Below are 23,417 nucleotides of genomic sequence, written 5' to 3'. Positions count from 1 at the left end.
GGGCGATCCTGCGTTTCCGGAGATTGCTGATATCGTGCATCCGGCGAGAAAGATGCGATTGCATGGATTTGCGCGCAAAGCCGTACCCAAGTCAATGGCGCGCGCATTGCACCGCGCGCGAATGTGATCTGCAGGCAGCGCAAGTGCCCGATTGAGCCCCGCCCCGATTGCTCCTAGGCTCCGCCTCGGTTCGCGCTGATGAATTTTCAAAACATGGGGCATTGCAATGACACGGGATTTGGCACGACGTGATTTCCTGAAAGGCTCGGCGGCGATCGCCGGCGCTGCGGCCGCGGGCGCATTCTCCTGCGTCGAGATCGCGAGCGCCGCGCCGATCCAGGTGCCGACCGTCGACAAGCTGTCGATCCGCGTCCTCGTCGATTCCAGCTTTGACTTGTTCCTGCGGCCCAAGCAGGCGCACGGCGTCTCGATCGCGCCGGCGGCACGCGGCCCCGACTTCCGCAAATCGCTGCACAATGAATGGGGCCTGTCGCTGTGGCTGGAATCGGAGGCCGCGGGCAGCCGGCGCACGCTGATGCTGGATTATGGCTACACGCCCGAGGTGCTGCTCAACAACATGGAGCTGGTCGGCGTCGATCCCGCCAACCTCGACGCACTGATCGTGAGCCATGGGCATTACGACCATTTCGGCGGCCTCAACGGCTTCCTCGACAAATTCCGCGACAGACTGCCGGCCGATGTGAAGCTCTATGCCGGCGGCGAGGACAATTTCTGCCACCGCGTCAACGCGACGCCGACCAAGGGCCAGTTCGCCGATTTCGGCACGCTGGACCGGCGCCAGCTCGCCGCACAGCGCGTCACCACGGTGCTGTGCGAGACCCCGACCGTGATCGCCGGCCACGCCTTCACGACCGGCAAGATCACCCGCCGCAGCATCGAGCGCGTGCTGCCGCAGACCTGGGTCGAGTTCAGCATGAAGGACGGGCTCGGCTGCAACGCCAGCCACTATCTGCCGGCCGAGATGGAAGGCAAGATCGTGCCCGACGAGCACATCCACGAGCATGCGACCTGCTTCAACGTGAAGGATTTTGGCCTGGTCGTGATCTCGTCCTGCGGCCATGTCGGCATCGTCAATTCGGTGAAGCAGGCGCAGGAGGTCTCCGGTATCCAGAAGGTCCACGCGATCGTCGGCGGCTTCCATCTCGGACCGGCACCGAAGGACTACCTCACCGAGGTGGTCGCCGAGATCAAGAAGCTCGACCCCGACGTATTGATCCCGATGCATTGCTCCGGGCTCAACTTCGTGCAGGAGGCGACCGCGCAGATGGGCGACAAGGTGCTGGTCACCACGACCGGCAGCCGCCTCTCCTTCGGCATATGAGCCGAAACATCCTGCGCGTCATCGCGTGCGCCGGCGCCGGCCTGTGGCTGACGCTGGCGGCCGCGGCGGCCGGCGATGCACTGGGGCAATCGGCGCGCTCGGCCGCCGAGATCATGGACATCCTGATGTGGAATCGGGAGCCGGTCGGCGGCCCGTTCGCGCTGACTGATCAGGCCGGGCATGCGCGCACCGACAAGGAGTTTCGCGGCAAATTGATGCTGGTCTATTTCGGCTTCACCTATTGCCCCGACGTCTGCCCGACCGATTTGCAGGCGATCGCGCAGATGCTCGACAAGCTCGGCCCTGACGGCGAACAGGTGCAGCCGATCTTCATCACGGTCGATCCCGAGCGCGACACCGCCGCGCATCTGGCAGAATATGTGCCGCTGTTCCATCCGCGGCTGATCGGCCTCACCGGCAGCGCCGACGCAATCCGCCAGGTGGCCGATGCCTACAAGGTCTATTTCGCCAAGGTGCCGCTAAAGGACGGCGACTACACCGTCGATCACACCGCCTACATCTATCTGATGGACCGCGACGGCAACTACCTCGGCTTCTTCCCGCCGGGCACATCGGCCGACCGCATGGTCGAGATCATCCGGCAACGGCTCGCCGAGCCGGTGCGCTAGTGCCGCAGCGGGATCGCCCTCCCTCTCCCGCAAGCGGGAGAGGTGAAAGCGAGTTCGCGGACAGGCCGCGCATTCTTAATGCATCCGTCCATGCGCGCGCAAAAACGTCTCGCCGCTTTCCGTCACCATCACCCGCATGCCCTCGACCGAGGGACGGCGCGCGACATAGCCGCGGTCGACGGCATCCTCCCAGATCGTCAGCCGCGGGCATGAGGTGCGCCAGACCTCGAGCACCTCGGCATAGCGCCGCGGCTCGCGCGCGACCCACTCGACGAGGTCGAGCACCAGGGCATCGGTGGTCTCGGTCATCGGAGGTCTCCCGTTGCTATTGCGCGACGGCGCTATTGCCCGCGAACATCAGCCAGCCGCCGTAAAGGATGTAGTAGCTCGCCACCGTCGTGATCAGGCGGTTGGCCCAGGTGCGAAACTGCTGGTCGCTCATCGCCTCCAGGATCCGCCGCGCCAGCGAGGTGCCGAGCATCGATGCCGCGACCGCAACCAGCGCCAGCACGGGATCGAGCGAGGCGGCCTGGTCGATGATGCCGCCGAAATAGATCAGCTTGGTGAAGTGGCTCGCGACCTGGCAGGTCGCTTTCGTCGCCACCGTCTCGCGGCGGCCGAAATTGCCGCAGAGGAAGAAGGTGTCCATCAGCGGACCGGAGACGCCGGTCATCAGCATCAATCCCATGCAGACCGAGCCGTAGAATGTCCCCTGCCAGAGGCTGTCCGGATTCGGCTTGATGCCCTTCGGCACCAGCCGCGCCATGAACGGCGTGACGCCAAGCAAAAGCAGCGCGACCGGCTTGTCCGGCACGTAGCGGGTGATCGACCACAGCCCAAGCGCCAGCGCGCAGCCGATCAGGTAGACCACGACCGGCCGCCAGCGGATGTGCCGCCGCCACAGGAAGGCGCGCCAGCCGTTCGAGGCCATCTGGGTGACCGCGTGCAGCACCATCGCCGACGGCAGCGGCAGGATCGCCAGCAGCACGCCGATCAGGATCAGCCCGCCGGCCATGCCGAACAGTCCCGACAGGAACGCCGTCGCGACCATGAGGGCACCGAGTGCTGCGATCAGGAGGGGGCTCATGCTCTATCTCCGCCAATATTTCTGCCGCGCTTGGCCTGCGCCCGCAAACTGAGTTATCTTGCCCTTGCATCAGTTTTCCTGAGGGTTCATGCGGCGGCTGCTCTTTCTCAACGGCATCAGGGCGTTCGAAGCCGCGGCGCGGACCGGCAGCTTCGCGGCCGCGGGCCACGAGCTCAACGTCTCGGCGGCTGCGATCAGCCGGATGGTGCATCTGCTGGAGGAGCGGCTCGGCGTCGCGCTGTTCGAGCGCAAGGCCAACCGCCTCGTCACCACACCGGCCGGCCGCGCCTATCAGGGTGGGCTGACGCCGATCTTCGACGCGCTGGCGAGCCTAACCGCGCAGGTCACGGCATCGGCGAGCGCGCGCGTGCTGACCGTCGGCGTCGGCCCGACATTCGCGATGAAGTGGATGATCCCGCACCTCGCCGAATTCCGCAAAGAAGAGCCCGACATCGAGGTGCGCATCACCACCGGCGGCATGGCGGCGCCGTTCGGCGACGACTGGAGCTGCGGCATCCAGCTCGGCGACGGCCAATGGCCGGGCCTCGTCGCCGAGCCGCTGTTCGCCGCCGACCTGATGCCGGTGTGCACGGCGCGGCTCGCCAACAGCTTGAAGCGCCCGGCCGACCTCAAGGGGCCGAGCCTGATCCGCGTCGCGCATTCGCCCGACGACTGGCCGTCCTGGCTGAAGGCCGCCGGCGTGCCGCGGGTCAACGCACGCGGACCGGAATTCCAGTTCTACGGCCAGGCGCTGCAGGCCGCGGTCGACGGGCTCGGCATCGCGATGGGGATCCGGCCCTATATCGATGATGATCTCGCCGCCGGCCGGCTGGTGGCGCCGTTCGCGCTCAGCGTGCCGAAGGGGATGCGCTGGTATCTGGTCTATCGCGGCTTCCACGCCGAGCAGCGCGATTTCGCCGCGTTCCGGCGCTGGATCATCCGCGCCGCGGCGGAGCCCGCCGCCCGCCGCAAGGGGACGCGCAGTGCCTGACGAGACGATCGATACGCTGGTGATCGGCGGCGGCCAGGCCGGGCTGACCATGAGCCACCGGCTGAAGCAGCGCGGGATTGCGCATCTGGTGCTCGAGCGGCAGCGCATCGCCGAGCGCTGGCGCAGCGAACGCTGGGACGGATTGATGTTTCAGTTTCCGAACTGGTCGGTGCGGCTGCCGGAGTTCGCGTTTCCGCACCGCGATCCCGACGGCTTCTCGCCGACGAGCGCGATCGTCAGCTTCATCGAGGACTACGCCGCCTTCGTCGCGCCGCCGATCCGCTGCGGCGTCGCGGTGACGCGGCTGCGCAGTGGCGATAGCGGCGGCTTCATCGCCGAGACCGCGGACAGGCGCATCACAGCCCGCAACGTCGTCGTCGCCACCGGCCCCTACCAGCGGCCGCTGCGGCCGGACATCCTGCGCGACGCCGATATCTTCCAGGTTCACGCCAGCGGTTACAAAAATCCCGCGCAATTGCCTGACGGCGCGGTGCTGGTGATCGGCGCCGGCGCCTCCGGCGCGCAGATCGCCGAAGAGCTCGCGCGCGCCGGCCGCCGCGTCCTGCTCTCGGTCGGGCAGCACAGCCGGCTGCCACGCCGCTATCGCGGCCGCGACCTGATCTGGTGGCTCGCCGAGATGGGCATCGACCAGCGGCCGGTCGAGGAACGCGGCCCGTCGCGCCTGCTGCCGGTGATCTCGGGCGCCCATGGCGGCCACACCGTCGACTTCCGCCGCTTCGCGGCCGAGGGCATCACCCTGCTCGGCCGCGTCAGCGCCTATGGCGGCGGCGTCATCACGATCGCGCCCGACCTTGCCGAGAACATCGGCAATGGTGATGCGTATTACGCGACGTTCCTCGCCATGGTCGACGACTTCATCGCCGCGCGCGGGCTCGATTGCCCGCCTGATCCCGCCGCCCGCGCCCGCCTGCCCGACCCGGCCTGCCTCACCGCGCCGCTGCGCGAGCTCGACCTGCGCACCGAGGGCGTCGACGCCGTGATCTGGGCCACCGGCTACGGCCTCGATCTGAACTGGATCGATATACCGGTGCTGGATGCCAACGGAACACCGCGACACCGCCACGGCGTCTCCGACGTGCCCGGCCTCTATTTCCTCGGCCTGCAATGGCTGTCGCGAATGAAGTCCTCGTTCCTGTCCGGCGTCGGCGACGACGCCGCCGATCTCGCCGATCACATCGCTGCTCGCGGCTAGAGCATTTTCGAGCGAAGCGGATATCGATTCGCGCGAAGAAAACGTCAAAACGAAAGCTGGAATCCGGGTTCCATCGCTCCGCACAAATAAACCCGGCGGCATGTGATCTGCTTCACATTTGCCCCCGCGCGCCCGTGTTTTCCTTGAGCTGGGCATCCCGAGGTCGCGCAATGATTTACAGCGGTTTTGAGATCAAGTCTTTTGAGGTGGGGAAGGGGCAATGGCACGCCAGGATTCAACGGGTCGATCAAAGGCCGGTCGTCATCGATGGCATTCTGTTTCCGATGCTCGACATCGGTTTTGCGTGGTCCGATCCGGATGCGGCGATCGCCGACGCGAAGAAAGCTATCGACCGGTTCCCACAGCGGTCTGGCATGACAGTGCCGGTGGCCGAGGTATCGGGGTGACCGGCAACGTCGTGATCGCCATCGTCCCGCAATGCGAGCCCGATCCGGTCTGGCCGGCGCAGGTCAGAACCAGCTGCCCGGAATGCGCCGCTCCGCTGTCGCTGCTGCGCGTCATTCCCGGCCGCGCCGCCGACTATTGGACCATGCGCTGCGACGGCTGCGGCGGCATCCATCTCGACATCGTCGACCGGCCGCGGGCCTGAGGCCCACCAACTCTCACCACGCACACTGTGCACCTCTCCCGCTTGCGGGGGAGGTCAAATCGCATCGAAAGATGCGATCCGGGTGGGGGCTCTCTCCACGACGCGACTCGTGGAGAGACCCCCCACCCCAGCCCTCCCCCGCAAGCGGGAGAGGGGGCCGAGTTCCGATGCGGCGGCATCACGGACCGAAGCTCTGCTGACACCCTGCTGTCAGCAGCCTCGCCAACACGCCAATCCGCGCGCCCTTTGCCCTTTTCTCGCTGCCGGACTCGTCCCATATTCCCGGCATGGCGAAGACACCGAACACTCCGAAAAAGCCCGGCAAATCCCCCAAATCCAAGGCGCACCGGCCCGACGTCCAACCGATCGGGCCAGCGCTGGCTGAGCTGCTCAATCCCGCGATCAATCGCGGCGATGCCGGCATGGGTTCGGGCACCGGCCTGCAGCCGCCGCCGGACAATTCCTGGGACCGCCGCGCCGGCGGCGAGGCCGCCGCGCATCGCGCGCGGGCCTCGACGCGCGAGACCGGCGAGGACGTCGCCAGGCGTGATACCGCCGGCCTCGGCGAGGCGCCGCAGGCCAATTACGGCACCTCGGCCACCATCCCGACTCTCGATCCGGAACTGGCGCGGCAGCTCGGGCTGCCGACCGCCGAGGACGATGACGAAGCGCTGGCGCGGCCGCCGCGCAGCAAGATGGAGGCGCTCGGCGTCAAGGCGACCGCCGACGCGCTGGAGAATTTGATTCGCGACGGCCGTCCGGAATTCCGCAAGGACGACGGCTCGACGCGGGTATGGACCCCGCACCGGCCGCCGCGCCCGGAGAAATCCGAAGGCGGCGTGCGCTTCGAGATCAAGTCGTCCTACGAGCCGAGGGGCGACCAGCCCACCGCGATCGCGGAGCTAGTCGAAGGCATTGAGCGTAACGACCGCACCCAGGTGCTGCTCGGCGTCACCGGCTCCGGCAAGACCTACACCATGGCCAAGGTGATCGAGGCGACGCAGCGCCCCGCCATCATCCTCGCGCCGAACAAGACGCTGGCCGCCCAGCTCTATGGCGAGTTCAAGAGCTTCTTCCCCGACAACGCGGTCGAGTATTTCGTCAGCTACTACGACTACTACCAGCCGGAAGCCTACGTCCCGCGCACCGACACCTACATCGAAAAGGATTCCTCGATCAACGAGCAGATCGATCGCATGCGCCACTCGGCGACGCGCGCGCTGCTTGAGCGCGACGACGTCATCATCGTCGCCTCGGTGTCCTGCATCTACGGTATCGGCTCGGTCGAGACCTATACCGCGATGACCTTCGCGCTGAAGAAGGGCGAGCGCATCGACCAGCGGCAATTGATCGCCGATCTCGTGGCGCTGCAATACAAGCGCACCCAGGCCGAGTTCACCCGCGGCACCTTCCGCGTCCGCGGCGACGTCATCGACATCTTCCCGGCGCACTATGAGGACCGCGCCTGGCGCGTGAACCTGTTCGGCGACACCGTGGAGAATATCGAGGAGTTCGATCCGCTCACCGGCCACAAGCAGGACGAGCTCGAATTCATCAAGATCTACGCCAATTCGCACTATGTGACGCCGCGCCCAACGCTGGTGCAGGCGATCAAGTCGATCAAGTCAGAGTTGAAGATGCGGCTCGACCAGCTCAACGACCAGGGCCGCCTGCTGGAAGCGCAGCGGCTCGAGCAGCGCACCACGTTCGATCTCGAGATGATGGAAGCGACCGGAAGCTGCGCCGGCATCGAGAACTATTCGCGCTACCTCACCGGGCGGCTTCCCGGCGAGCCGCCGCCGACGCTGTTCGAATACGTGCCCGACAACGCGCTGGTGTTCGCCGACGAGAGCCACGTCACTGTGCCGCAGATCGGCGGCATGTTCCGCGGCGACTTCCGCCGCAAGGCGACCTTGGCCGAATACGGCTTCCGCCTGCCCTCCTGCATGGACAACCGCCCGCTCCGCTTCGAGGAATGGGACATGATGCGGCCGCAGTCGGTTGCGGTGTCGGCGACGCCGAGCGGCTGGGAGCTCAACGAGTCAGGCGGCGTGTTCGTCGAGCAGGTGATCCGCCCGACCGGCCTGATTGATCCTCCCGTCAATATTCGCCCTGCGCGCACCCAGGTCGACGACCTCGTCGGCGAGGTCCGCGCCACCGCGCAGGCCGGCTATCGCTCGCTGATCACGGTGCTGACAAAACGCATGGCGGAGGACCTCACCGAATATCTGCATGAGCAGGGCATCCGCGTCCGCTACATGCACTCTGACATCGACACCATCGAGCGCATCGAGATCATCCGGGATCTTCGACTCGGGGCGTTCGACGCGCTGGTCGGCATCAATTTGCTGCGCGAGGGCCTCGACATTCCCGAATGCGCGCTGGTCGCGATCCTCGACGCCGACAAGGAAGGTTTTTTGCGCAGCGAGACCTCGCTGATCCAGACCATCGGCCGCGCCGCGCGCAATGTCGACGGCAAGGTGATCCTCTATGCCGACCAGATGACCGGCTCGATGGAGCGCGCCATCGCCGAGACCAACCGCCGCCGCGAGAAACAGGTCGAGTACAACACGGAACACGGCATCACGCCGGAGAGCGTGAAGAAGTCGATCGGCGACATCCTCAACTCCGTCTACGAGCGCGACCACGTGCTGGTCGAGATCGGCGACGGCGGCATGGCCGACGACGTGATCTCGATCGGGCACAATTTCGAGGCTGTGCTGAGCGATCTCGAAACCAGGATGCGCGAGGCCGCCGCCGATTTGAACTTCGAGGAAGCCGCCCGCCTGCGCGACGAGGTCAAGCGGCTGCGCGCCACCGAGATGGCCGTGGTCGACGACCCCACCGCCAAGCAGCGCAACGTGCAGAAGCAGGCCGGCGCCTATGCCGGCACCCGGAAATACGGCGACGCCGCTAATTTGCCGGTGGCCGCGCTGAAGAACAAGACCGCGCAGACCTCGATCAAGGCAAGCCGCGGCGGCAAGTCCGGCTCACGCGTGCACAAGCCCGACCTCGACGAGATGCACGGCCCGGAATCGCTGCCCTTCCGCCCCAGCGGCGCGCTGCCGGCAAAGCCGTTCGGCACCACGAGCCGCATCATCCAGCCGACCGACTCGCGGCAGTCAGGGCCGGAGTTCGGGCCCTCGCCGCGGAGCAGCGGCGGGGCGCCGGGGAAGCGGGGTGGGTGGAAGAAGCGGTAGGTCATGACGCACACCGAACTTCTCACTTACTTGCGGAAGCATAGGCTCGCGGTCGTCAGCACGATCCGTGACGGCGCACCACAAGCGGCGGTCGTCGGGATCGCGGTCAGCGATGACCTCGAGATCATCTTCGACACGCTGACCACCTCGCGCAAATACCAGAGCCTCCGCACCGATCCTCGTGCCGCGCTGGTGATCGGCTGGGACGCCGAGCAGACCGCGCAGGTCGAGGGCATCGCGGACTTTCCGAGTGGCGCGGAGCTCGCCGCATGCAAGCAGGTCTATTTCGCGGCGTGGCCGGACGGGCCGGAGCGCGAGACCTGGCCGGACATCGGATATGTGCGCATACGGCCGCGCTGGGTGAGGTTCAGTGATTTCGGCGCGAAGCCGCCGCGGATCGAGGAGATGACGCTGCCGTCGACAGCGTCATCTTCGATTACTCCCTAAAAGTAATAGTTGCGGTTGGCGCCGTCATGCGCTCCGGACGTCATGCAGCAGGCCTTGAAACCTGCGTCCGGAGCCGCACGGGCACAGATCATTGCGGCCGAGCTTCTCGCTCAGCTCGACGTCGCCATGGACGACGCGACGCCCGCGTTTGACGTGGGTTTCCGAGGGGAAGGACTTCCGCCGCTTACGCGTGATGCTGAAAGCTGGGGAGGTTTTCGAGATCGCGATCCTTGCGCATGATGCCCTCCATTGGTCTGCGAACACGGCCAATTGCCGCGGCGCTCAGCTAGCATGGCGAAGGCCAATTTGGAAGCGGCGTCAGCCGATCAACTTCCGGCGCATCGCGCGCCGATCGCCCAATTACTGGACGTCGAATGCCGGCGTCAAAGAACATCGGCGCGCAGGCGTGCGCGAACCACTTCGGGAATTTTGCGATGTTCGGCTTTTCAGAATTTGACTTGACACCTGACCCAACTCAGATGTTCAATGCTCCCGTCTCACCCGATCGAGGGGCGCTTCGCGATCGTCACGAACGCGGTGTGGGATGCGGTGGACGCCGAGCGTGCGAGAGACGAGTGCACACAAGGCGGACGGTGAAGTCGTGTGGTCCTGACGCCCTAGCGGCCGGTGTCCTCTCGTAAAGCGCGCAGCGCTTTGTGAAAGCGGTGACAAACAAGCCCAGTCTCGCCGGGGAGAGCACGAAGTAAGCCGTAACCCATCGCGCAGGGAAAGCCGGGTTGTTTCCGGTTACACCTGTGGTCCTACCCCCGAGCTTTCTACCCATTGCTCGGGGCCCATGGGTGCGATCGGCACCCGGCTTTCCCTGCGCCCTCTGTTCGAGGAGAGGGTGAGACGAAACGCAAAGCTCGGACAGATCATGTCGCGAGAATACGAAGCTACGTCCCCACTACAGTTGTCATCGCCCGGCTCGACCGGGCGATCCAGTACGCCGCGGCCCCTCGATTCAATCGCTGACGTCTCTGGAATACTGGATCACCCGCATGCGCGGGTGATGACACCGTACAGGCTGTTTGACACGTGAATCGGATTGTCATCGTCGTCCTGGCGAAAGCCAGGACCCATTACCCCAAATCTCAATTGTTGCGCGGCGCTGCGGCCGCGCTCCCGTTCATTACCGAATGCGGTGGTTATGGGTCCTGGCTTTCGCCAGGACGACACCGGGGGTGTGGTGCGGACCGGGCCCTACCCCGACCGCCTGTTGCTGGTGTTCTGGGTCAGATTGCCGTGTGCGGCCTGCTCGCGGATGTTTTGCTTTTCGTCGTCGCGATGGCCCTTGGTGGTGTCGAGGGGAACGCCGGGGGCGCTGCCGGGGCCCTTGTGGCTCTGGTTGTCGGCGGGAACGGGCTGGATGTTTCCAGTCTTTGGTTTCGTCATCATCGTCTCCGTTGCGCAACGAGACAACACCGCCGGTGCGGGCGGCGTTCCCGAAACGCGCCTTCACGTTTCGGAAACGCGGCGTCACGACTGATCGGGCTCTACAGCTTCTCCTGCTGCGAGGGCTGGGCCTGCCGCTGCTGTTGCTGGCGTGCCTGCTCCTTGGCGTGATGGCGGCCGTAGAGGCACCCCGCGGCGGCACCGAGTACGCCGTGATGGCCGGCATAATGGCCGGCGACGCCACCGACGACCGCGCCCTTGATGCAGCCCTTGGCGTCGGCGGGCGACGTGGCGGCAAGCGCAGTGACAGCAATGACGGACGCGAGAACGATCGATTTCATGATGTGGCTCCAATGCAATGCTGCCGCATCAACGGCGAAGCGGCCTCGCCGGTTCCCGCCCCGTCTCTACAGAAAAACCGCTGCGGATTCCTCCGGATCATGCTCTAAATGCCACCGCATTGCGGACATCGCGTTTCAGAAACATGCGTAAATCGAAGATTGCCCTCCTCGCGCCGGCACTTTGTGCGGCAATCCTCCTCATCGCGAGCCCCGCCCGCGCACAGGACAAAGACCGCGCGCTGCTTTCGACATTCTGCGCGGCCGCCAACATCAAGGGATCGGCCTGCACGCGGGCAACATCCTATCCGCACGGCGAAGGCCGAGCCTGCGACGTCAAGCTGACCGAGGAGCGCTATGCCGGACGCTTCCTCGCTGACAATGCGCTGCTTGTCGTCAACTATGAAAGCGAGTGCGAGCCGCACGCGACCGATTTCGGCGGCGTCGCCTTGTTCGAGCAGAGCGGCAAGACGGCCCGCTTCATCCGCTTCCTGCCCGGCGCGCAGGGCCATGACTGCATCGTGACGCCTAAGGACGAGCGGCAGGATGCACTGATCTGCGCGGTCGGTCACATGGGCCAGGGCATCCTCGAAAGCGCAGTGGCGCGGTTGGCGTTTTCCCAAAAGTCCGGCAAGCGCATCGAGATTGCGCCCGACTTTTTGATGAGGGCCGAGGATGCGGTCAGCGCCTATGGCTCCAACGTCGTGATGCGCAACGAAGGGCTGAAATATTTCGGCCTCTCCAACCTCGCCGCCGGCCCGCGCCAGAACACCGTGGCAGTCGACGTCGACTATGCCGACGACGAGACCATCCGCACCGCCTGCGGCGAAGGCTTTCCGAAGCCGAAGGAACTGTACCACGACCTGCTGCCCGGCGAGGCGTTCGTGCCGGAAGGCTATGAGAAGAAGAAGCGGCTCATCATCGACCTCGTGACCGGCAGGGCCGCGCCGTCGGATTAAAGCCACGCCGTCGGATGAGATGCCGCGCCATAACGGCCGCCCGCAGCGGCTCGGCGCACCGTCTGCCCGATGAGGCACAATGCACGCGCAAGTTGCCGAACCTAATCGCGTTTCGCGCGTCAAACATGTGGTTGATTGTGGAACGCTTCGGTTCACAATGTGAGCCGAGGGCGAGTCGGATGATGGAACCGGCGGAGTCGATCATGGGCGGGGATTTGAACCGGCAGCGCATCCTGAACTTCCTCGACGTCTATTATGCCGGCGGCATCGAGGGCGCGCTCGACCACTGCAGCGACGACGTCGCCTTTCTCGCCAATGCGCCGATCGACATCCTGCCGCATATGGGCCAGCACCGCGGCAAGCCCGCGCTGCGCCAGATGTGGACCACGATCCACGAGCGCTATTCCGAGATGCGCTACGAGGCGCCGATCGTAGTGGCCCAGGGCGACCGGGTGGCGGCGCAGCTGCGCGTGTTCTTCCGCAAGCGCCACAACCGGCGCGTCGTGCAGTTCGACGTCGCGGTGTTCTACACGCTGCGTGACGGCAAGATCATCGAGATCCGCGAGATCATCGACACCTATGACCTGATCCAGCAGGTGCTGGAGCGCGATCTCGCCGCGGCGCTGCTCGGCCAGAACGCGGAGTAGTCCCGAAAGCCAGAGAAGATCCCGGCGCCGTCAGGCACGCAATTTTGCACGCCGGCGTTGAACCTCGAAGGCCCGGCAAAGACCTATCACTGGGCTTGTTGCGGTCGGGGCTGAAATCACGATGAAAATCGCATTGCTCGCTGTGCTTGGTCTTGCACTGGGCGCCCTTGGCGGCGCCGCTCTCGGCATCGGCGCCGGGCTCAGCTGGATCGGACTGGCCAGAACCTCGGGCATCGACAGCGGAACGCTAGTGTTCTTCACCTTCATGCCGCTCGGCGCCGCGATCGGCGGTGTCGGCGGCGCGCTGCTGTTCGCGGTGGTCGCGATCCGCGACGCCGAGATCGTGATCGAGCGGCAGCCAGTGCGGCAGCGCGACCGCTGAATTGCGGAAGCGAATGTCACTCGTTACGTAAGGTGAGCACGCACGCCAGGCTCCCTCCCCCCTTGCGGGGGAGGGTTGGGGCGAGGGGTGAGTCCCCGGCGAGACGGTCGACGTCAGCGTCGATGTTGCAATTCCAGCATCGCATCGTTGAGACGCACTTTGAGAGAGATTGCCGAGTGGCCACCCCTCTCCCTAACCCTCCCCCGCAAGGGGGGAGGGAACCCTGCCGCCGGCGCGTCCCTCACTGGCCCGCCTGATGCGCCAGCGGGCGGCGGTCACATTCCGGTAGAATTCCGCGCAATTGTGCATTGCAAAAATGTCATTTGCGTTTTCGCCCTTCCGGACTATTTCAGGCAGCAACAGCGATGTGCAGCAACCTGGCGGGCGTCGGCGCTGACCCCCTGCCATTCGTTTGCTTTGAAAATCCAGTTTCCAGGACGAGATCAAAATGACAGAGCACAGCCTCTGGCGTTTTTCGCGCGCGTTGCATCGCGCGATCAACGAACGCCAGCTTGCAGACGTCGAGCCGCTGCTCGATGACGAGGTCGAATGGGCCATCTACGGGCCGATCGACCTGTTTTCTTTCTTCGGCTCGCGCCGCGGCAAGGCCGCGGTCCTCGAGGTGATCAAGCAGATCGGTGAGAACCTCAGGGTTCACCGCTTCGACCGGGAGTCCATCATGCTGGGAGCGGATACGGCGGCCTCGATGCTGCGCTATTCGCTGACGGCCCTGGACTCCAACAAGCCGATCTCGCTCCGGATCGCGCATTTTGCGCAGTTCAAGGCCGGCAAGCTCACGAGCTTCCGCGTGCTGGTCGACAGTTTCGACCTGGTCGAGCAGACCGTCGGCTATCCGATCCATTTGCCCCGGATCGCGGTCTAACCCGCCCCCGGGCTCACGCCTTCGTCATGTCCGGGCCAAAAGCACGAAGCGCGCCTTCGCGTTCGGCTCTCCGGGCGGGATGCGGCCGGTTTTGCCAGCCCCGAACCGGCCGCACGGGGACGCCCTGTGGGCGCGCTCGCGCTCGTCCCGGACATGACGATCACATTGACGGTCACATTGGCGTCACTTGCGATCACGCCGCTCTCACTCGCCTCCAGCGGCCCGTTGCCACAATTTCGCACCACGAAAACCGCATACTGCGGCTCTGGAATTGCGGGCTGGGAATGACCTCTACATCACGATTTGGCTGGGCAAGGCTGCCGGTAGCGGCGGCCGGCTTCAGCATGGCGATGGCGCTTTCCGCCGCCGCGCAGAGCCCACCCCTGCAGATCACTCCCCCGGCCCAGGATAACGTTCAAGATAGCGCTGCGGCCGACGCCGGGGCTGCGGCCGACGAGGCGCCGCCGGCGGCCGATGCCAATGACGCCGATATCCTGAAGGACATCGACGAGAGCAAGCTCGACTGGAGCCAGCTCGACACCGACTCCACCAGCTTGCCCACCCTGGCGCCGAAGAACGCGGCCAAGCGCGGCAGCGTCGCCGCCAACGATCCGGCCTGGTCCACCAACCGCAACGGCAACGGCTCGTCGGCGGTGTCAGTCAAGCAGTCGGTCTCGCCGTTCCTCGACACCCGCATCGGCGCCGACATGACAGTCGCCAAACAGGGCACCATGACGACATCGGAGCAATTGTCGGAACGGCTCGCCAATGGCGGCAGCCTGCCGCAGTCCGGCGGCTCGGCCTGGGCGTCGATCTCGGCGGGCGGCGTGGCTTCGATCTGGGACAAGACCTCGGTCGAGGCACGGGTCGATCCGGGCGCCGACCAGAGCAAGATCGGCACCTCCTTGAGCAAGTCGGTGCCGCTCTCGGAGCAGTATTCGCTGACGCTGCAAAACGGCTACAACGTCATCCAGCAGGGCGTGGTCCCGGTGCCCGGCATCGCCAGCCACCCGTCGCGCAGCTACGACACCGATCAGTCGGCAACCCTCTCCGTGAACGACTCCGGCACCAGCATCACCGCAGGCCAGACGCAGTCGACCTCCGACGACAAATGGCTGCGCCGGATCGGCGCCGAGCAGAAGCTGTTCGACGGCGTCACCGTCTCCGGCTCGGTCGGCGAGACCTCCCAGGGCACGACCAGCAAGAGCATCAGTGCCGGCTACAAGCGAACGTGGTGAACGATCTGTTAGCCCTGTCGCGCTAATGATCAAGCATTGCCCCAACTTGGCCCAGATGCGGTCAAATTCGGCGGCACTGATAGGTCCGTAACTTCATCAATTCGTCGTGCGGGGGACAAGCCGCGCTTCGCTATTGCGAACCAGGGGAAAGCCGATGAACGCCACCAACCGTACCGAGGAAGCCGAAACGGAGACTTCCGAGGTCGACACCAACCTCGCTGCGGTCTCGGAAGTCGAAGCCGGCATCCGCGACTTCGTCCGCAACGACATCGCCTATCTGCGCCGCCCGGTGGCGAGCCCGGAGACCGCGCCGACCGATCCGAACACCGATGCGACCGTCAACAACGTCAACTCGCTGATCCAGCGCGTCGCCGGCACCTCGCTCGCCGAGATCGAGAAGCTGATCGGCGAACTCGAAAGCCTGCGCGATTTGCTGCACGCCGAAGGCCAGCGCGTCCAGCGCGAGATCTCCGGCTATGCCCAGCTCAGCCAGGCCGCGATGAAGTCGACGCGCATGATCGCCGACAACGTCTCGCAGTGGAAGCGCGCCGCCGACGGCCTGCGCAACAGCTGATCCGGACCAGTCGTCAAGGAGCCCCGTTCCGATTGGATCGGAACGGGGCTGTTGATTGTGTTTTGACGCGTTTTCTTCACGCGAACCGCTACTCACTTCGCTCGAAAACGCTCTGAAAGCCGCCGCTCCGAACCGGAGGCGGCGGCTTCGTATTGCATGCCCTGATACAACGCAGAACGATTCGTTATTCAGCGCGGTGTAAATTCCGCGACGTCAATTCTTGCAGAACTTGATTTGAACTTTAGATGCCGAGCCCGCGTCCAATCCGGAGCAGACGTCCGGACCGCGCCTGGTGGGGCGCCCCTTTGGAGACAAATTCATGCAGAGCGTCCGGCCGGATAACGCCGATCCGATACCGCTGCGCCAGCCGCGGCAAGGCATTGGCACGATCATGATCCGGTTTATCGGACTGTTGGCGGCCGCGACCGTCGTGATGGTGCTGATCTGGAATCGCTAAATGCGCTTCGCGTGACTGGAATGCGTTCGACGAGAAGCTGAGCTTGATCCGGGGAAGTGTGACGCAGCCTACCGATAGATCACATTGAAAAAATAAACTCGGCCGGCGCTCCCTGAGCGCCCAGGGCTATGGACGCTGAATCAGCGATCGATGCTCGCGGTGGTTTCGAAGGAATAATTGCCGTCGGCGAAGCCCTTCACGACCATTCCGGTCGCCAGCATCACCACAACCGTGACCGTCGCGAAGATAATGCCGACGAGTTTCAGCGCGCTGCGATCTGCCATTGTCATCCCCAAAGTCTTCGTCAGGAGTTCGTGCCCTCAAACCATAAGGCAGGGACAAAGGTTCAGAATGCGTTAGCAAAAAATGAGTTCCACGCAATGCACAACTGCGTCGGCCAGCAGAAGTAATCTGCTAACCATGGCGTCCGTGCAACATCAGAGGCGTGCGGGCAACATCAGGAACCGGGATTGCGCCGCGGCACGAAGGCGGTCGCCAGGAACGAGAACACCACCTCATTGCGCTGATTGACGCCGGTGTTGCGCGCCTGGAGGATCCCCCATTCGGGCCGCTTCTCCGAGGTGCGCTTGGTCTCGATCTGGTTGGTGAAGCTTATGGTGTCGCCTGCCAGCACCGGGCGGATCCAGCGCAGTTCGCGGAAGCCCGGCGACGGCCCCCAGACCGCGACCGTTTCGCCGCGCGCCGCAGCTTCGGCGGCGAGTTGCTTGCCGTCGGCGACCAGCAGCTTCATGCAGACGCTGGCGACATGCCAGCCCGACGCAGCAAGCCCGCCGAACAGCGAATTGCGCCCCGCCTCCTCGTCGAGATGGAAGCGCTGCGGATCGAACTGCGCGGCAAAGCGCTTGATGTCCTCAGGCGTGAAGGTGAAGGAGCCGAACTCGCGGCGCGCGCCGATTTCGATGTCTTCAAAAAAGCGCATGACCTCTCCTATGCGCTCGCAGCGTCACGGCGGCTGATGATGATCGGCGACTCCATCTCGCACAGCATCTCGCCGCGCGCGTTGCGGATCGTGCCCTTGAAGGTGACGATGCCGGTCTCGGGCCGGCTCTTCGAGACGCGCGCCTCGACCACGTCGACGTCCAGCGTCAAATCGTCGCCCGGACGCAGCGGCGCCACCCAGCGCATCTCGTTGACCCCGGGCGAGCCGAGCGAGGCGGTGCGGCCGATGAAGCCGTCGAACAGCATCCGCATCATCAGCGAGCCGAGATGCCAGCCTGAGCCCGACAGGCCGCGGAGCATGGATTTCTTCGCCGCCTCCTCGTCGAGATGCATCGGCTGCGGGTCGAATTCGGCGGCGAAGCTAAGGATTTCCTCGCGCGACACATGGCGGGGGCCGAACGTGCCGAAATGGCCGGGCTTGAAGTCTTCGAAGGTCAGTGTGGTCATGGGGTAAGGATAAGCCGGAAGGAAGCCCGATTGTGGCCGTTATTTGCGGCAATCACAACCGGCCCACTCGCATAGCTCGCCCCTGGACTGCCGGCGCCCGGTCCGGGGCTCGCCTTTGGCGGGACAGACTGGGCTTCTGCGGTATCGATCCCGATGGTGCGGCCGGCGCTGTGGCGCCGTCCCGAACCATTGGCCCGGCCAAAGGCCTCGTCCTGACGGGCGCCTCCCCGCAGGCGGCCTGGATGAAGTGCTAACGCCGGGGATGACGCAGTAGGATGCGATGCGAATCATATTTCGGCGGCCGGGAGAACCACGATGTTCGATTTCCAGGATCTGTTTCAGTGGGACCGCTTCATCACGCCCACGATCATCAAGACGTTCTACTGGCTCGTGATCGCGGTCATCGTGCTGTTCGGGATCTCCGGCATCCTGTGGAGCCTCACCGCGATGGCGATCAGCCCGTTCGTCGGCTTCATCCAACTGCTCGCGTCGATCGCCAGCATGTTCGTCGGCATCGTGTTCTCGCGCATCGCCGCCGAGTTCATCCTGATCGTATTCCGGATCAACGAGCATCTCGGCGCGATCCGCGACCGGGACGGAGCGATGCACTGAGGCGCAACGCCTCCGGCCCGACGCGGCCTGCCGGGCGAGCCGTGGTTAATCCGAAGTAGCACAAGCGCGCAAATGCCCGCGAATTTCCGACCGGGATTTTAAAGCCGCTCGCGTATCAGCCTCTGCATTGCGCTTAAGACCAACGCGGGGGCGTCGTGAATTCGAGGAATGGTTTTGCCGTGAGGCCGGCTGCCGAGCCGGGCTTTACGACCGAGGATATTTTATGGGCTGTCGGCATCTGGTCGGTGATCCTGACCCTGGCGCCGGTGATCGTGTTCTATCTGCTGATGGTGGCGTAGCGCCCTGTCATTCCGGTGCATGCGAAGCATGAACCTCAGATGCGCCATTGCGCATCGGGGAATCTCGAGATTCCGGGTTCGATGCTCACGCATCGCCCCGGAATGGCATCTCACTGTTCAAGCATGATCGCGCAAAAAACGCGCGAGAGCCGCGCGTTCTTCCAGTTCGAACGGAAACGGCGTTGTTACGCCGCCTGCTTGTGCATCGCGCCGGAGGCCGACGCCGTGCCGCGGATCGCCTTGATCGAGCGTTCGATCGCGGCCCACAGCCGAGTGACCTCGGCGGCGGCGCGGCCTTCCGCATAATATTCGCGGGCGCCTTCACCCTGGCCGAGCGCCATCAGAAGGTCGGCGCGGTTGGTGATCTGGCCGCTCCACACCGGAGCGCGGAATTTCGCCAGCGCCTCGCGCGCGATCGCGACGATCCGGCTTTCGGCGTTGTCACGCTGCGCGGGCGCGCCGTTGATCACGACGGCGTAGGGCTTGCGCATCGAGCGGCAGGTCTGGATCGTTTCCTGCACCGCGTTGACGTCGAACACGCCGGGCCGCGCCGGAATGATCACCATCGTGGCGTTCTTGATGGAGTCGTCGACCACGGCCGAGAGGTTCGGCGGCGTGTCGATGAAAACCCACTCGATGCCGTCACGCTTGGCTTGAGCGATGATCCCGGCGACCGAGTTCACCGCGGTCTTGATCGCGGGTTCGTTGGTGCCGCGCAATTTGTGCCAGAGAGTCAGCGAGCCCTGCGGATCGGCGTCGATCAGCAGACATGGCTTCGTTGCCTTGTGCACTTGCGCGGCGAGGTGAGCAGCCAGGGTACTTTTTCCCGAGCCCCCCTTACGCGAAGCGAAAACAATCACGTTCATACCTTGGCCTCCAGATTGACCCCAGGAGGCGAAAATGAATCAGCGCGCTGATTCGCGAAAGAAGAAACTTCTTGCAATCCGCAAAGTGGCCAAGATTACCGGTGCATTCTGCTTTTTGAGTCACACTTCATCTATGACACAACTGCAAATGGAAGCGCTAAGCGCTTGATTTGACTCATCGCTAGCGCTTTTCGGCAGCTTTAGCCCGCTCGCGTTCGGTCCATTTGCGCTCGATCCAGCCGAGCAATTGTGCGGTGGGTTTCTGCAGGAACGGCACATCCTGTGCGAACAAAAGGAGTCCGAGCGGCAGCATCCAGAGTCCGAGCACCGGCAGGAAGCTGAAGATGCCGCCGATGATCAACAGGAACGCCAACGGAATCCGCACGTAGCGCGACGACGGCTTGCGCAGCCACGCGACGAAGCGCGCGGGGCCACGCGGAAGCTTGGCCTCGAACCAGGCGAAGTGCCGATCGATCTCTTGCTTGTAGTATTCGCTCACGCGTCCCACTCCACCCGTTTCGCCCATCGCGGAAACGGAGTCTGCAATGAACACAGCCCCACAGATGATGCTGCGTGACAGCGTCACAAGGCGTCAGTCTGTCGCGCATCGCGGCCTTGAAATCGCTGCGACGACATCTACTGCGCAGGATGGGTACCGGATCAGTTGGCCGGCTTCTTCGCCTTGCGCGATTTCGTGGCCTTGTGCTTGGCGGCAGCAGGCCGTCGCTCTACGCGCTCGCGCGCGTCACGCGGCTCGGGACCGGCGCGGAAGAATGCGCGGCAGGCCGGCGAAAGCTGCGCCTTGTTCCTGATCATGCAGGCGGTGATGCGATCGACGTCGGGAATCTCCGGCCCGCAAAGCCGAAACGCGTCAGGCGTACAGGTCTGCTGCTGGTCGGCCGTGTAAGCCTCGCCCCGGTCCGGCAGCAGCAGCGCTGCAAGCCCGAGCATCAACGCAAACGAAAAACTCCCTGCACCGGCGGTCCCCATGCGCGTCCCCCCAAAGGTGTCATAAAGGCGTCGTTTAAGGCGTCGTTTCACCGATAGTGGGTGAACGCACAGTGAATCGCAAGCGGGCGAGATGACACGGCGGGAACAGTTGCTGCACCGCACGAGGATGTCTCACCTCCACCATCGGCAGTTTCGTCGTCGCCGAGCGCAATCGTCATTCGAAAGTTGGTGCGACCCATGGTCGCTCATCGGGACCAAAACTACCCTGGATATTGCGCGTCCCGTTGCAAACAGTGTTCAAGCATGTTCGAAATCATCCCGCTGGTGAATTTGAAGGCTGGCGGGTCTCACTGCACGGCAAGAAATTGCGACCCCATTTTTGATCGCATCGACCGTGCCTAGCTGGAGGAACGAGTCATGGGTAACGTTTGGCGGCCCCCGGTGCTCATCGCGAGCGTGCAGCCCAACCCTCCAGCCAACGGCGTCGACAACGGCACCAATGGCCTGGGTTCAACCGCGCTGGCCGCCATCGGCAACGACCAGATGGCGATGGTCTACCTGCAAGGTGGCTATGCCAACTTCCCGGACCTCATGTACCAATCCGTCGTGCTGCGGCGGGTCGATCCGCTCGGCAATACCAGCGGGACCCCGATCACGATCGCCAGCAGTGCTGTCAGCCCGACCCAGATCGGCTCGGTCGTTTCCTCGCCCGACGTGACCACGCTGTCCAATGGATCGGTCGCCGTTTCCTACACGTTCGGATCCTACAACGCGGGCACGCTGCGGACCGATGTGTTCGCGAGGATTGTCGCGCCCGACGGTACCGTAGGAGCGGAAATCAAGCTCAATACCACCGCGGGCAACGAAACCAACGCAACGATCACGGCCGTGGCAGGCGGCGGATTGCTTGCCGTCTGGCAAGACGCTGTTTCCCCTGGACCGGGCGGTGTCGGCGGCGACGGCGCCGGCTCGGGCATCAGCGCGCAGCTGTTCGATGCCGCCGGAAACAAGATCGGCACCCAATTCACCGTCAACACGACGACCGCGGGGAGTCAGACCAACCCTTCGGCGACGACGCTCACCAACGGCAACATCCTGGTCAGCTGGATCAGCGGCGCCAATGTCGAGGCGCAGATCTACACCTCGGCAGGCGTCCCCGTCGGGACGGAGATCACGCTGTCGACTGCGCCCGGGCCCAGCGCTTCGGTCGGCTACGACAAGGTTGTCGCGCTCTCCGGCGGCGGCTTCGCGCTGGTTCGCGACTACACCAATTCGATCATCATCGCCCTCAATCCCGTGATCGACGTCCAGATTTTTGACGCGACGGGAACGGCAGTCGCACCGGCCCTCCAGATCGACGGCGTCGGCACCGGCTATTTCATCACCTCGATCGACGCAGCCGCGGCGACCGACGGCGGCGTGACCGTGACCTATAGCGACAACGATGCGTTCGTCGGCCTGACGTCGGTCAGCCGCTACCACATTGCGAGCAACGGATCGCTTGCAGATGCCAGCACGGTGACGACCACGTCGACCAACACGTCCGCGATCGGCGCTGCCGCGATTGGCATGTATGGCGACGGACGCGAACAGATCATATGGGACCAGCGCCAGCCCGGCTTTGCCGATACCTTGCAGGAATCGATCTACGACGATCGCAACGCGACGACGTTTTTCGCGACCGCCGCGCAACCGACCGCGGTCGGCAGCATTTCGAATGACTCGGTCTACGGCCATGCCGGCGCGGACACGCTGTATGGTTACACCGGCAATGATATTCTTGTTGGCCAGGGCGGTGACGACATCGGCTATGGCGGCGACGGCAACGATTATTTCTATGCCGGTGCCGGAAACGACATCTTGTTCGGCGATGCCGGCCTCGATGTGCTGCTCGGCGAAGACGGCAACGACGTTCTCTACGGCGGCACCGGCTTCAACTACCTGTTTGGCGGCAACGGCAACGATATTCTGGTCGGTTCGGGGGGCGCCGGGCCCTCCGACGTCAACGTGATGTACGGCGACAATGGCGCCGATCTGCTCTACGGCGGGGCCGGCACCAACTACTTCTACGGCGGCGCCGGCGTCGACACGATGTATGGCGGCTCCGGTCTCAACATCTTCATCTCGTCGGGCGAGACCGACGGCAATTTGATCTATGGCGGCTCAGGCCAGAACTATGTCTATGGCTCGAACGGCGGCGACACCGTCACGGGCGGCACGGGTGTCGACGTTTTCCTGATGGGCTCGGGCGCGGACAGCATCACCGGCGGCGGCGGCGTCGACTACGCCTGGGGCGGCCTCGGCAGCGATACCTTCACCATCAACGACTCGACCTCCGAAGTGATGGTGATCCAGGACTTCAATGCCGGCGGCGTCAACGACCTCATCAAGTTCGCCGGCACATCGCTGCATTCCTTTGCGGACGTCCAGGCGGCCTCGTTCTACGTGGCCGGCACCAACACCACCATCATCACCGATGCCGCGGGCAATGCGGTCTGGCTCACCGGTATCGCGCCGGGACAGCTGGACGCGAGCATGTTCCAGTTCAGCTGAGCGCTTCGGCCAGGACGAGGCATCTACGAGGCATCTGCACCAGCCCGGCTTGCTCTGCGCCGGCCTGTGCAAATGTTGCTGTTCGTTGCTGAGGATCGCGGATGGCCTCACATCACGCCTCCAACGATGCGCCTGGCGTCCGGGTGATCCAGGACCGGGATTCGCCCGCGACGTGGCGCAATTCCGTCGTGCATTCAATGGCTGCACCGTGGTCTAGATGAACGGCGCCACGGTCAGCATCGTCCCGGCCTCGAACTTCTCGATCGTGAGCTAAAGTCACCCCTGTTCAAGGGGGGATTGTCCGTTCTGGGCACCCCGAAAGTCTCGCGCGTTAAGA

General features: G+C 64.5%; 30 protein-coding genes. 19 read left to right on the top strand and 11 right to left on the bottom strand.

Features of this window, described 5'->3' with window-relative positions; all coding sequences use genetic code 11:
* The first annotated feature begins 226 nt into the window (after nucleotides 1-226).
* Both G6P99_RS08100 and G6P99_RS08095 read left to right on the top strand, forming a co-directional pair.
* Entirely contained in the window at nucleotides 227-1,342 is a 1,116-nt protein-coding gene (locus G6P99_RS08100) for an MBL fold metallo-hydrolase (RefSeq protein WP_029083478.1), read from the top strand.
* Nucleotides 1,339-1,971, top strand: a complete 633-nt coding sequence (locus G6P99_RS08095) for an SCO family protein (protein WP_029083479.1) — start codon at nucleotides 1,339-1,341, stop codon at nucleotides 1,969-1,971. Before G6P99_RS08100 ends, G6P99_RS08095 begins: the two co-directional genes overlap by 4 nt.
* 75 nt (nucleotides 1,972-2,046) lie before the next feature.
* On the opposite strand, the gene G6P99_RS08090 is transcribed toward G6P99_RS08095, so the two are convergent.
* Entirely contained in the window at nucleotides 2,047-2,280 is a 234-nt protein-coding gene (locus G6P99_RS08090; RefSeq protein WP_029083480.1) for a hypothetical protein, read from the bottom strand.
* A 16-nt stretch (nucleotides 2,281-2,296) separates the two neighbouring features.
* The gene (locus tag G6P99_RS08085) at nucleotides 2,297-3,058 is read right to left on the bottom strand and encodes a sulfite exporter TauE/SafE family protein (protein WP_165127738.1); all 762 of its coding nucleotides are present in this window, start codon (nucleotides 3,056-3,058) and stop codon (nucleotides 2,297-2,299) included.
* Between the two features lie 88 nt (nucleotides 3,059-3,146).
* On the opposite strand from G6P99_RS08085, the gene G6P99_RS08080 reads away from it, so the two are divergent.
* From G6P99_RS08080 to G6P99_RS08055, 6 genes are all read left to right on the top strand, one after another.
* Complete coding sequence (locus G6P99_RS08080; RefSeq protein ID WP_029083482.1) at nucleotides 3,147-4,049, top strand: LysR substrate-binding domain-containing protein; 903 nt, start codon at nucleotides 3,147-3,149, stop codon at nucleotides 4,047-4,049.
* Nucleotides 4,042-5,262, top strand: a complete 1,221-nt coding sequence (locus G6P99_RS08075; protein WP_029083483.1) for an NAD(P)-binding domain-containing protein — start codon at nucleotides 4,042-4,044, stop codon at nucleotides 5,260-5,262. The genes G6P99_RS08080 and G6P99_RS08075 overlap by 8 nt, the downstream gene beginning before the upstream one ends.
* Before the next feature lie 170 nt (nucleotides 5,263-5,432).
* Nucleotides 5,433-5,669 (top strand): hypothetical protein, encoded by a 237-nt coding sequence (locus tag G6P99_RS08070; RefSeq protein WP_035977688.1) that lies wholly within the window; start codon nucleotides 5,433-5,435, stop codon nucleotides 5,667-5,669.
* Entirely contained in the window at nucleotides 5,666-5,872 is a 207-nt protein-coding gene (locus tag G6P99_RS08065; protein WP_371261221.1) for a hypothetical protein, read from the top strand. The genes G6P99_RS08070 and G6P99_RS08065 overlap by 4 nt, the downstream gene beginning before the upstream one ends.
* Before the next feature lie 287 nt (nucleotides 5,873-6,159).
* On the top strand, nucleotides 6,160-9,072 hold the full coding sequence (gene uvrB / locus G6P99_RS08060; RefSeq protein WP_084518612.1) for an excinuclease ABC subunit UvrB: 2,913 nt from the start codon (nucleotides 6,160-6,162) through the stop codon (nucleotides 9,070-9,072).
* 3 nt (nucleotides 9,073-9,075) lie between these two features.
* Nucleotides 9,076-9,519 carry a pyridoxamine 5'-phosphate oxidase family protein gene (locus tag G6P99_RS08055; RefSeq protein ID WP_029083486.1) on the top strand — a complete coding sequence of 148 codons (444 nt, stop codon included), beginning with the start codon at nucleotides 9,076-9,078 and terminating at the stop codon, nucleotides 9,517-9,519.
* Nucleotides 9,520-9,543: 24 nt separating this feature from the next.
* On the opposite strand, the gene G6P99_RS08050 is transcribed toward G6P99_RS08055, so the two are convergent.
* From G6P99_RS08050 to G6P99_RS08040, 3 genes are all read right to left on the bottom strand, one after another.
* A complete protein-coding gene (locus G6P99_RS08050) occupies nucleotides 9,544-9,783 on the bottom strand; it encodes an SEC-C metal-binding domain-containing protein (RefSeq protein WP_246709471.1) in 240 nt (79 codons plus the stop codon).
* A 939-nt stretch (nucleotides 9,784-10,722) separates the two neighbouring features.
* On the bottom strand, nucleotides 10,723-10,914 hold the full coding sequence (locus tag G6P99_RS08045; RefSeq protein ID WP_245284812.1) for a hypothetical protein: 192 nt from the start codon (nucleotides 10,912-10,914) through the stop codon (nucleotides 10,723-10,725).
* A gap of 101 nt (nucleotides 10,915-11,015) precedes the next feature.
* The gene (locus G6P99_RS08040; protein ID WP_029083488.1) at nucleotides 11,016-11,255 is read right to left on the bottom strand and encodes a hypothetical protein; all 240 of its coding nucleotides are present in this window, start codon (nucleotides 11,253-11,255) and stop codon (nucleotides 11,016-11,018) included.
* Nucleotides 11,256-11,398: 143 nt separating this feature from the next.
* Here G6P99_RS08040 and G6P99_RS08035 point away from each other — a divergent pair, with 143 nt between their 5' ends.
* From G6P99_RS08035 to G6P99_RS08005, 7 genes are all read left to right on the top strand, one after another.
* Entirely contained in the window at nucleotides 11,399-12,211 is an 813-nt protein-coding gene (locus G6P99_RS08035) for a hypothetical protein (RefSeq protein ID WP_029083489.1), read from the top strand.
* Nucleotides 12,212-12,414: 203 nt separating this feature from the next.
* Complete coding sequence (locus G6P99_RS08030; protein WP_029083490.1) at nucleotides 12,415-12,858, top strand: nuclear transport factor 2 family protein; 444 nt, start codon at nucleotides 12,415-12,417, stop codon at nucleotides 12,856-12,858.
* 121 nt (nucleotides 12,859-12,979) lie between these two features.
* Nucleotides 12,980-13,240, top strand: a complete 261-nt coding sequence (locus G6P99_RS08025) for a hypothetical protein (protein ID WP_029083491.1) — start codon at nucleotides 12,980-12,982, stop codon at nucleotides 13,238-13,240.
* 448 nt (nucleotides 13,241-13,688) lie between these two features.
* Entirely contained in the window at nucleotides 13,689-14,123 is a 435-nt protein-coding gene (locus G6P99_RS08020) for a nuclear transport factor 2 family protein (RefSeq protein WP_029083492.1), read from the top strand.
* A gap of 284 nt (nucleotides 14,124-14,407) precedes the next feature.
* Nucleotides 14,408-15,361: a hypothetical protein gene (locus G6P99_RS08015; RefSeq protein WP_029083493.1), complete on the top strand. Its 954-nt coding sequence runs from the start codon at nucleotides 14,408-14,410 to the stop codon at nucleotides 15,359-15,361.
* A 154-nt stretch (nucleotides 15,362-15,515) separates the two neighbouring features.
* The gene (locus G6P99_RS08010) at nucleotides 15,516-15,935 is read left to right on the top strand and encodes a hypothetical protein (RefSeq protein WP_029083494.1); all 420 of its coding nucleotides are present in this window, start codon (nucleotides 15,516-15,518) and stop codon (nucleotides 15,933-15,935) included.
* A gap of 319 nt (nucleotides 15,936-16,254) precedes the next feature.
* Nucleotides 16,255-16,392: a hypothetical protein gene (locus G6P99_RS08005; protein WP_165127736.1), complete on the top strand. Its 138-nt coding sequence runs from the start codon at nucleotides 16,255-16,257 to the stop codon at nucleotides 16,390-16,392.
* Between the two features lie 140 nt (nucleotides 16,393-16,532).
* Here the strand turns inward: G6P99_RS08005 and G6P99_RS08000 are convergent, their stop codons facing one another.
* The 3 genes from G6P99_RS08000 to G6P99_RS07990 all read right to left on the bottom strand — a co-directional run bounded on the left by G6P99_RS08000 (nucleotide 16,533) and on the right by G6P99_RS07990 (nucleotide 17,799).
* On the bottom strand, nucleotides 16,533-16,676 hold the full coding sequence (locus G6P99_RS08000; protein WP_016841369.1) for a hypothetical protein: 144 nt from the start codon (nucleotides 16,674-16,676) through the stop codon (nucleotides 16,533-16,535).
* A gap of 173 nt (nucleotides 16,677-16,849) precedes the next feature.
* Entirely contained in the window at nucleotides 16,850-17,332 is a 483-nt protein-coding gene (locus tag G6P99_RS07995) for a MaoC family dehydratase (RefSeq protein WP_029083495.1), read from the bottom strand.
* An 8-nt stretch (nucleotides 17,333-17,340) separates the two neighbouring features.
* The gene (locus G6P99_RS07990; protein ID WP_029083496.1) at nucleotides 17,341-17,799 is read right to left on the bottom strand and encodes a MaoC family dehydratase; all 459 of its coding nucleotides are present in this window, start codon (nucleotides 17,797-17,799) and stop codon (nucleotides 17,341-17,343) included.
* Between the two features lie 315 nt (nucleotides 17,800-18,114).
* Between G6P99_RS07990 and G6P99_RS07985 the strand changes: the two genes are divergently transcribed.
* Nucleotides 18,115-18,411 (top strand): DUF4282 domain-containing protein, encoded by a 297-nt coding sequence (locus G6P99_RS07985; RefSeq protein WP_029083497.1) that lies wholly within the window; start codon nucleotides 18,115-18,117, stop codon nucleotides 18,409-18,411.
* Nucleotides 18,412-18,566: 155 nt separating this feature from the next.
* On the top strand, nucleotides 18,567-18,710 hold the full coding sequence (locus G6P99_RS07980) for a hypothetical protein (RefSeq protein WP_165127734.1): 144 nt from the start codon (nucleotides 18,567-18,569) through the stop codon (nucleotides 18,708-18,710).
* A gap of 185 nt (nucleotides 18,711-18,895) precedes the next feature.
* Here G6P99_RS07980 and G6P99_RS07975 read toward each other — a convergent pair whose 3' ends face one another.
* Nucleotides 18,896-19,576, bottom strand: coding sequence for a ParA family protein (locus tag G6P99_RS07975; RefSeq protein ID WP_029083498.1), 681 nt, complete (start codon nucleotides 19,574-19,576; stop codon nucleotides 18,896-18,898).
* Nucleotides 19,577-19,610: 34 nt separating this feature from the next.
* Here G6P99_RS07975 and G6P99_RS07970 point away from each other — a divergent pair, with 34 nt between their 5' ends.
* Nucleotides 19,611-19,745 carry a hypothetical protein gene (locus G6P99_RS07970; protein WP_256375189.1) on the top strand — a complete coding sequence of 45 codons (135 nt, stop codon included), beginning with the start codon at nucleotides 19,611-19,613 and terminating at the stop codon, nucleotides 19,743-19,745.
* Nucleotides 19,746-19,757: 12 nt separating this feature from the next.
* Here G6P99_RS07970 and G6P99_RS07965 read toward each other — a convergent pair whose 3' ends face one another.
* Together G6P99_RS07965 and G6P99_RS07960 are read right to left on the bottom strand one after the other, a co-directional pair.
* Nucleotides 19,758-20,102, bottom strand: coding sequence for a hypothetical protein (locus G6P99_RS07965; RefSeq protein WP_051346584.1), 345 nt, complete (start codon nucleotides 20,100-20,102; stop codon nucleotides 19,758-19,760).
* Nucleotides 20,103-20,236: 134 nt separating this feature from the next.
* Nucleotides 20,237-20,566: a hypothetical protein gene (locus G6P99_RS07960; RefSeq protein ID WP_051346585.1), complete on the bottom strand. Its 330-nt coding sequence runs from the start codon at nucleotides 20,564-20,566 to the stop codon at nucleotides 20,237-20,239.
* A gap of 378 nt (nucleotides 20,567-20,944) precedes the next feature.
* Here G6P99_RS07960 and G6P99_RS07955 point away from each other — a divergent pair, with 378 nt between their 5' ends.
* The gene (locus tag G6P99_RS07955) at nucleotides 20,945-23,080 is read left to right on the top strand and encodes a calcium-binding protein (RefSeq protein WP_084518613.1); all 2,136 of its coding nucleotides are present in this window, start codon (nucleotides 20,945-20,947) and stop codon (nucleotides 23,078-23,080) included.
* Nucleotides 23,081-23,417: the final 337 nt, after the last annotated feature.

It is taken from the genome of Bradyrhizobium sp. 6(2017) (assembly GCF_011058295.2).
Taxonomy (GTDB): domain Bacteria; phylum Pseudomonadota; class Alphaproteobacteria; order Rhizobiales; family Xanthobacteraceae; genus Bradyrhizobium; species Bradyrhizobium septentrionale.
Note: the sequence above shows the minus strand (reverse complement) of the source record. Positions and strands in the feature narration are given on the sequence as shown.

Bases quoted from the DNA above. Each gene is read 5' to 3' on its own strand.
- G6P99_RS08100 (WP_029083478.1), top strand. From the start codon at position 227: ATGACACGGGATTTGGCACGACGTGATTTCCTGAAAGGCTCGGCGGCG.
- G6P99_RS08095 (WP_029083479.1), top strand. From the start codon at position 1,339: ATGAGCCGAAACATCCTGCGCGTCATCGCGTGCGCCGGCGCCGGCCTG.
- G6P99_RS08090 (WP_029083480.1), bottom strand. From the start codon at position 2,280: ATGACCGAGACCACCGATGCCCTGGTGCTCGACCTCGTCGAGTGGGTC.
- G6P99_RS08085 (WP_165127738.1), bottom strand. From the start codon at position 3,058: ATGAGCCCCCTCCTGATCGCAGCACTCGGTGCCCTCATGGTCGCGACG.
- G6P99_RS08080 (WP_029083482.1), top strand. From the start codon at position 3,147: ATGCGGCGGCTGCTCTTTCTCAACGGCATCAGGGCGTTCGAAGCCGCG.
- G6P99_RS08070 (WP_035977688.1), top strand. From the start codon at position 5,433: ATGATTTACAGCGGTTTTGAGATCAAGTCTTTTGAGGTGGGGAAGGGG.
- uvrB (WP_084518612.1), top strand. From the start codon at position 6,160: ATGGCGAAGACACCGAACACTCCGAAAAAGCCCGGCAAATCCCCCAAA.
- G6P99_RS08055 (WP_029083486.1), top strand. From the start codon at position 9,076: ATGACGCACACCGAACTTCTCACTTACTTGCGGAAGCATAGGCTCGCG.
- G6P99_RS08045 (WP_245284812.1), bottom strand. From the start codon at position 10,914: ATGACGAAACCAAAGACTGGAAACATCCAGCCCGTTCCCGCCGACAAC.
- G6P99_RS08040 (WP_029083488.1), bottom strand. From the start codon at position 11,255: ATGAAATCGATCGTTCTCGCGTCCGTCATTGCTGTCACTGCGCTTGCC.
- G6P99_RS08035 (WP_029083489.1), top strand. From the start codon at position 11,399: ATGCGTAAATCGAAGATTGCCCTCCTCGCGCCGGCACTTTGTGCGGCA.
- G6P99_RS08030 (WP_029083490.1), top strand. From the start codon at position 12,415: ATGGGCGGGGATTTGAACCGGCAGCGCATCCTGAACTTCCTCGACGTC.
- G6P99_RS08025 (WP_029083491.1), top strand. From the start codon at position 12,980: ATGAAAATCGCATTGCTCGCTGTGCTTGGTCTTGCACTGGGCGCCCTT.
- G6P99_RS08020 (WP_029083492.1), top strand. From the start codon at position 13,689: ATGACAGAGCACAGCCTCTGGCGTTTTTCGCGCGCGTTGCATCGCGCG.
- G6P99_RS08015 (WP_029083493.1), top strand. From the start codon at position 14,408: ATGACCTCTACATCACGATTTGGCTGGGCAAGGCTGCCGGTAGCGGCG.
- G6P99_RS08010 (WP_029083494.1), top strand. From the start codon at position 15,516: ATGAACGCCACCAACCGTACCGAGGAAGCCGAAACGGAGACTTCCGAG.
- G6P99_RS08005 (WP_165127736.1), top strand. From the start codon at position 16,255: ATGCAGAGCGTCCGGCCGGATAACGCCGATCCGATACCGCTGCGCCAG.
- G6P99_RS08000 (WP_016841369.1), bottom strand. From the start codon at position 16,676: ATGGCAGATCGCAGCGCGCTGAAACTCGTCGGCATTATCTTCGCGACG.
- G6P99_RS07995 (WP_029083495.1), bottom strand. From the start codon at position 17,332: ATGCGCTTTTTTGAAGACATCGAAATCGGCGCGCGCCGCGAGTTCGGC.
- G6P99_RS07990 (WP_029083496.1), bottom strand. From the start codon at position 17,799: ATGACCACACTGACCTTCGAAGACTTCAAGCCCGGCCATTTCGGCACG.
- G6P99_RS07985 (WP_029083497.1), top strand. From the start codon at position 18,115: ATGTTCGATTTCCAGGATCTGTTTCAGTGGGACCGCTTCATCACGCCC.
- G6P99_RS07975 (WP_029083498.1), bottom strand. From the start codon at position 19,576: ATGAACGTGATTGTTTTCGCTTCGCGTAAGGGGGGCTCGGGAAAAAGT.
- G6P99_RS07970 (WP_256375189.1), top strand. From the start codon at position 19,611: ATGAATCAGCGCGCTGATTCGCGAAAGAAGAAACTTCTTGCAATCCGC.
- G6P99_RS07965 (WP_051346584.1), bottom strand. From the start codon at position 20,102: ATGGGCGAAACGGGTGGAGTGGGACGCGTGAGCGAATACTACAAGCAA.
- G6P99_RS07960 (WP_051346585.1), bottom strand. From the start codon at position 20,566: ATGGGGACCGCCGGTGCAGGGAGTTTTTCGTTTGCGTTGATGCTCGGG.
- G6P99_RS07955 (WP_084518613.1), top strand. From the start codon at position 20,945: ATGGGTAACGTTTGGCGGCCCCCGGTGCTCATCGCGAGCGTGCAGCCC.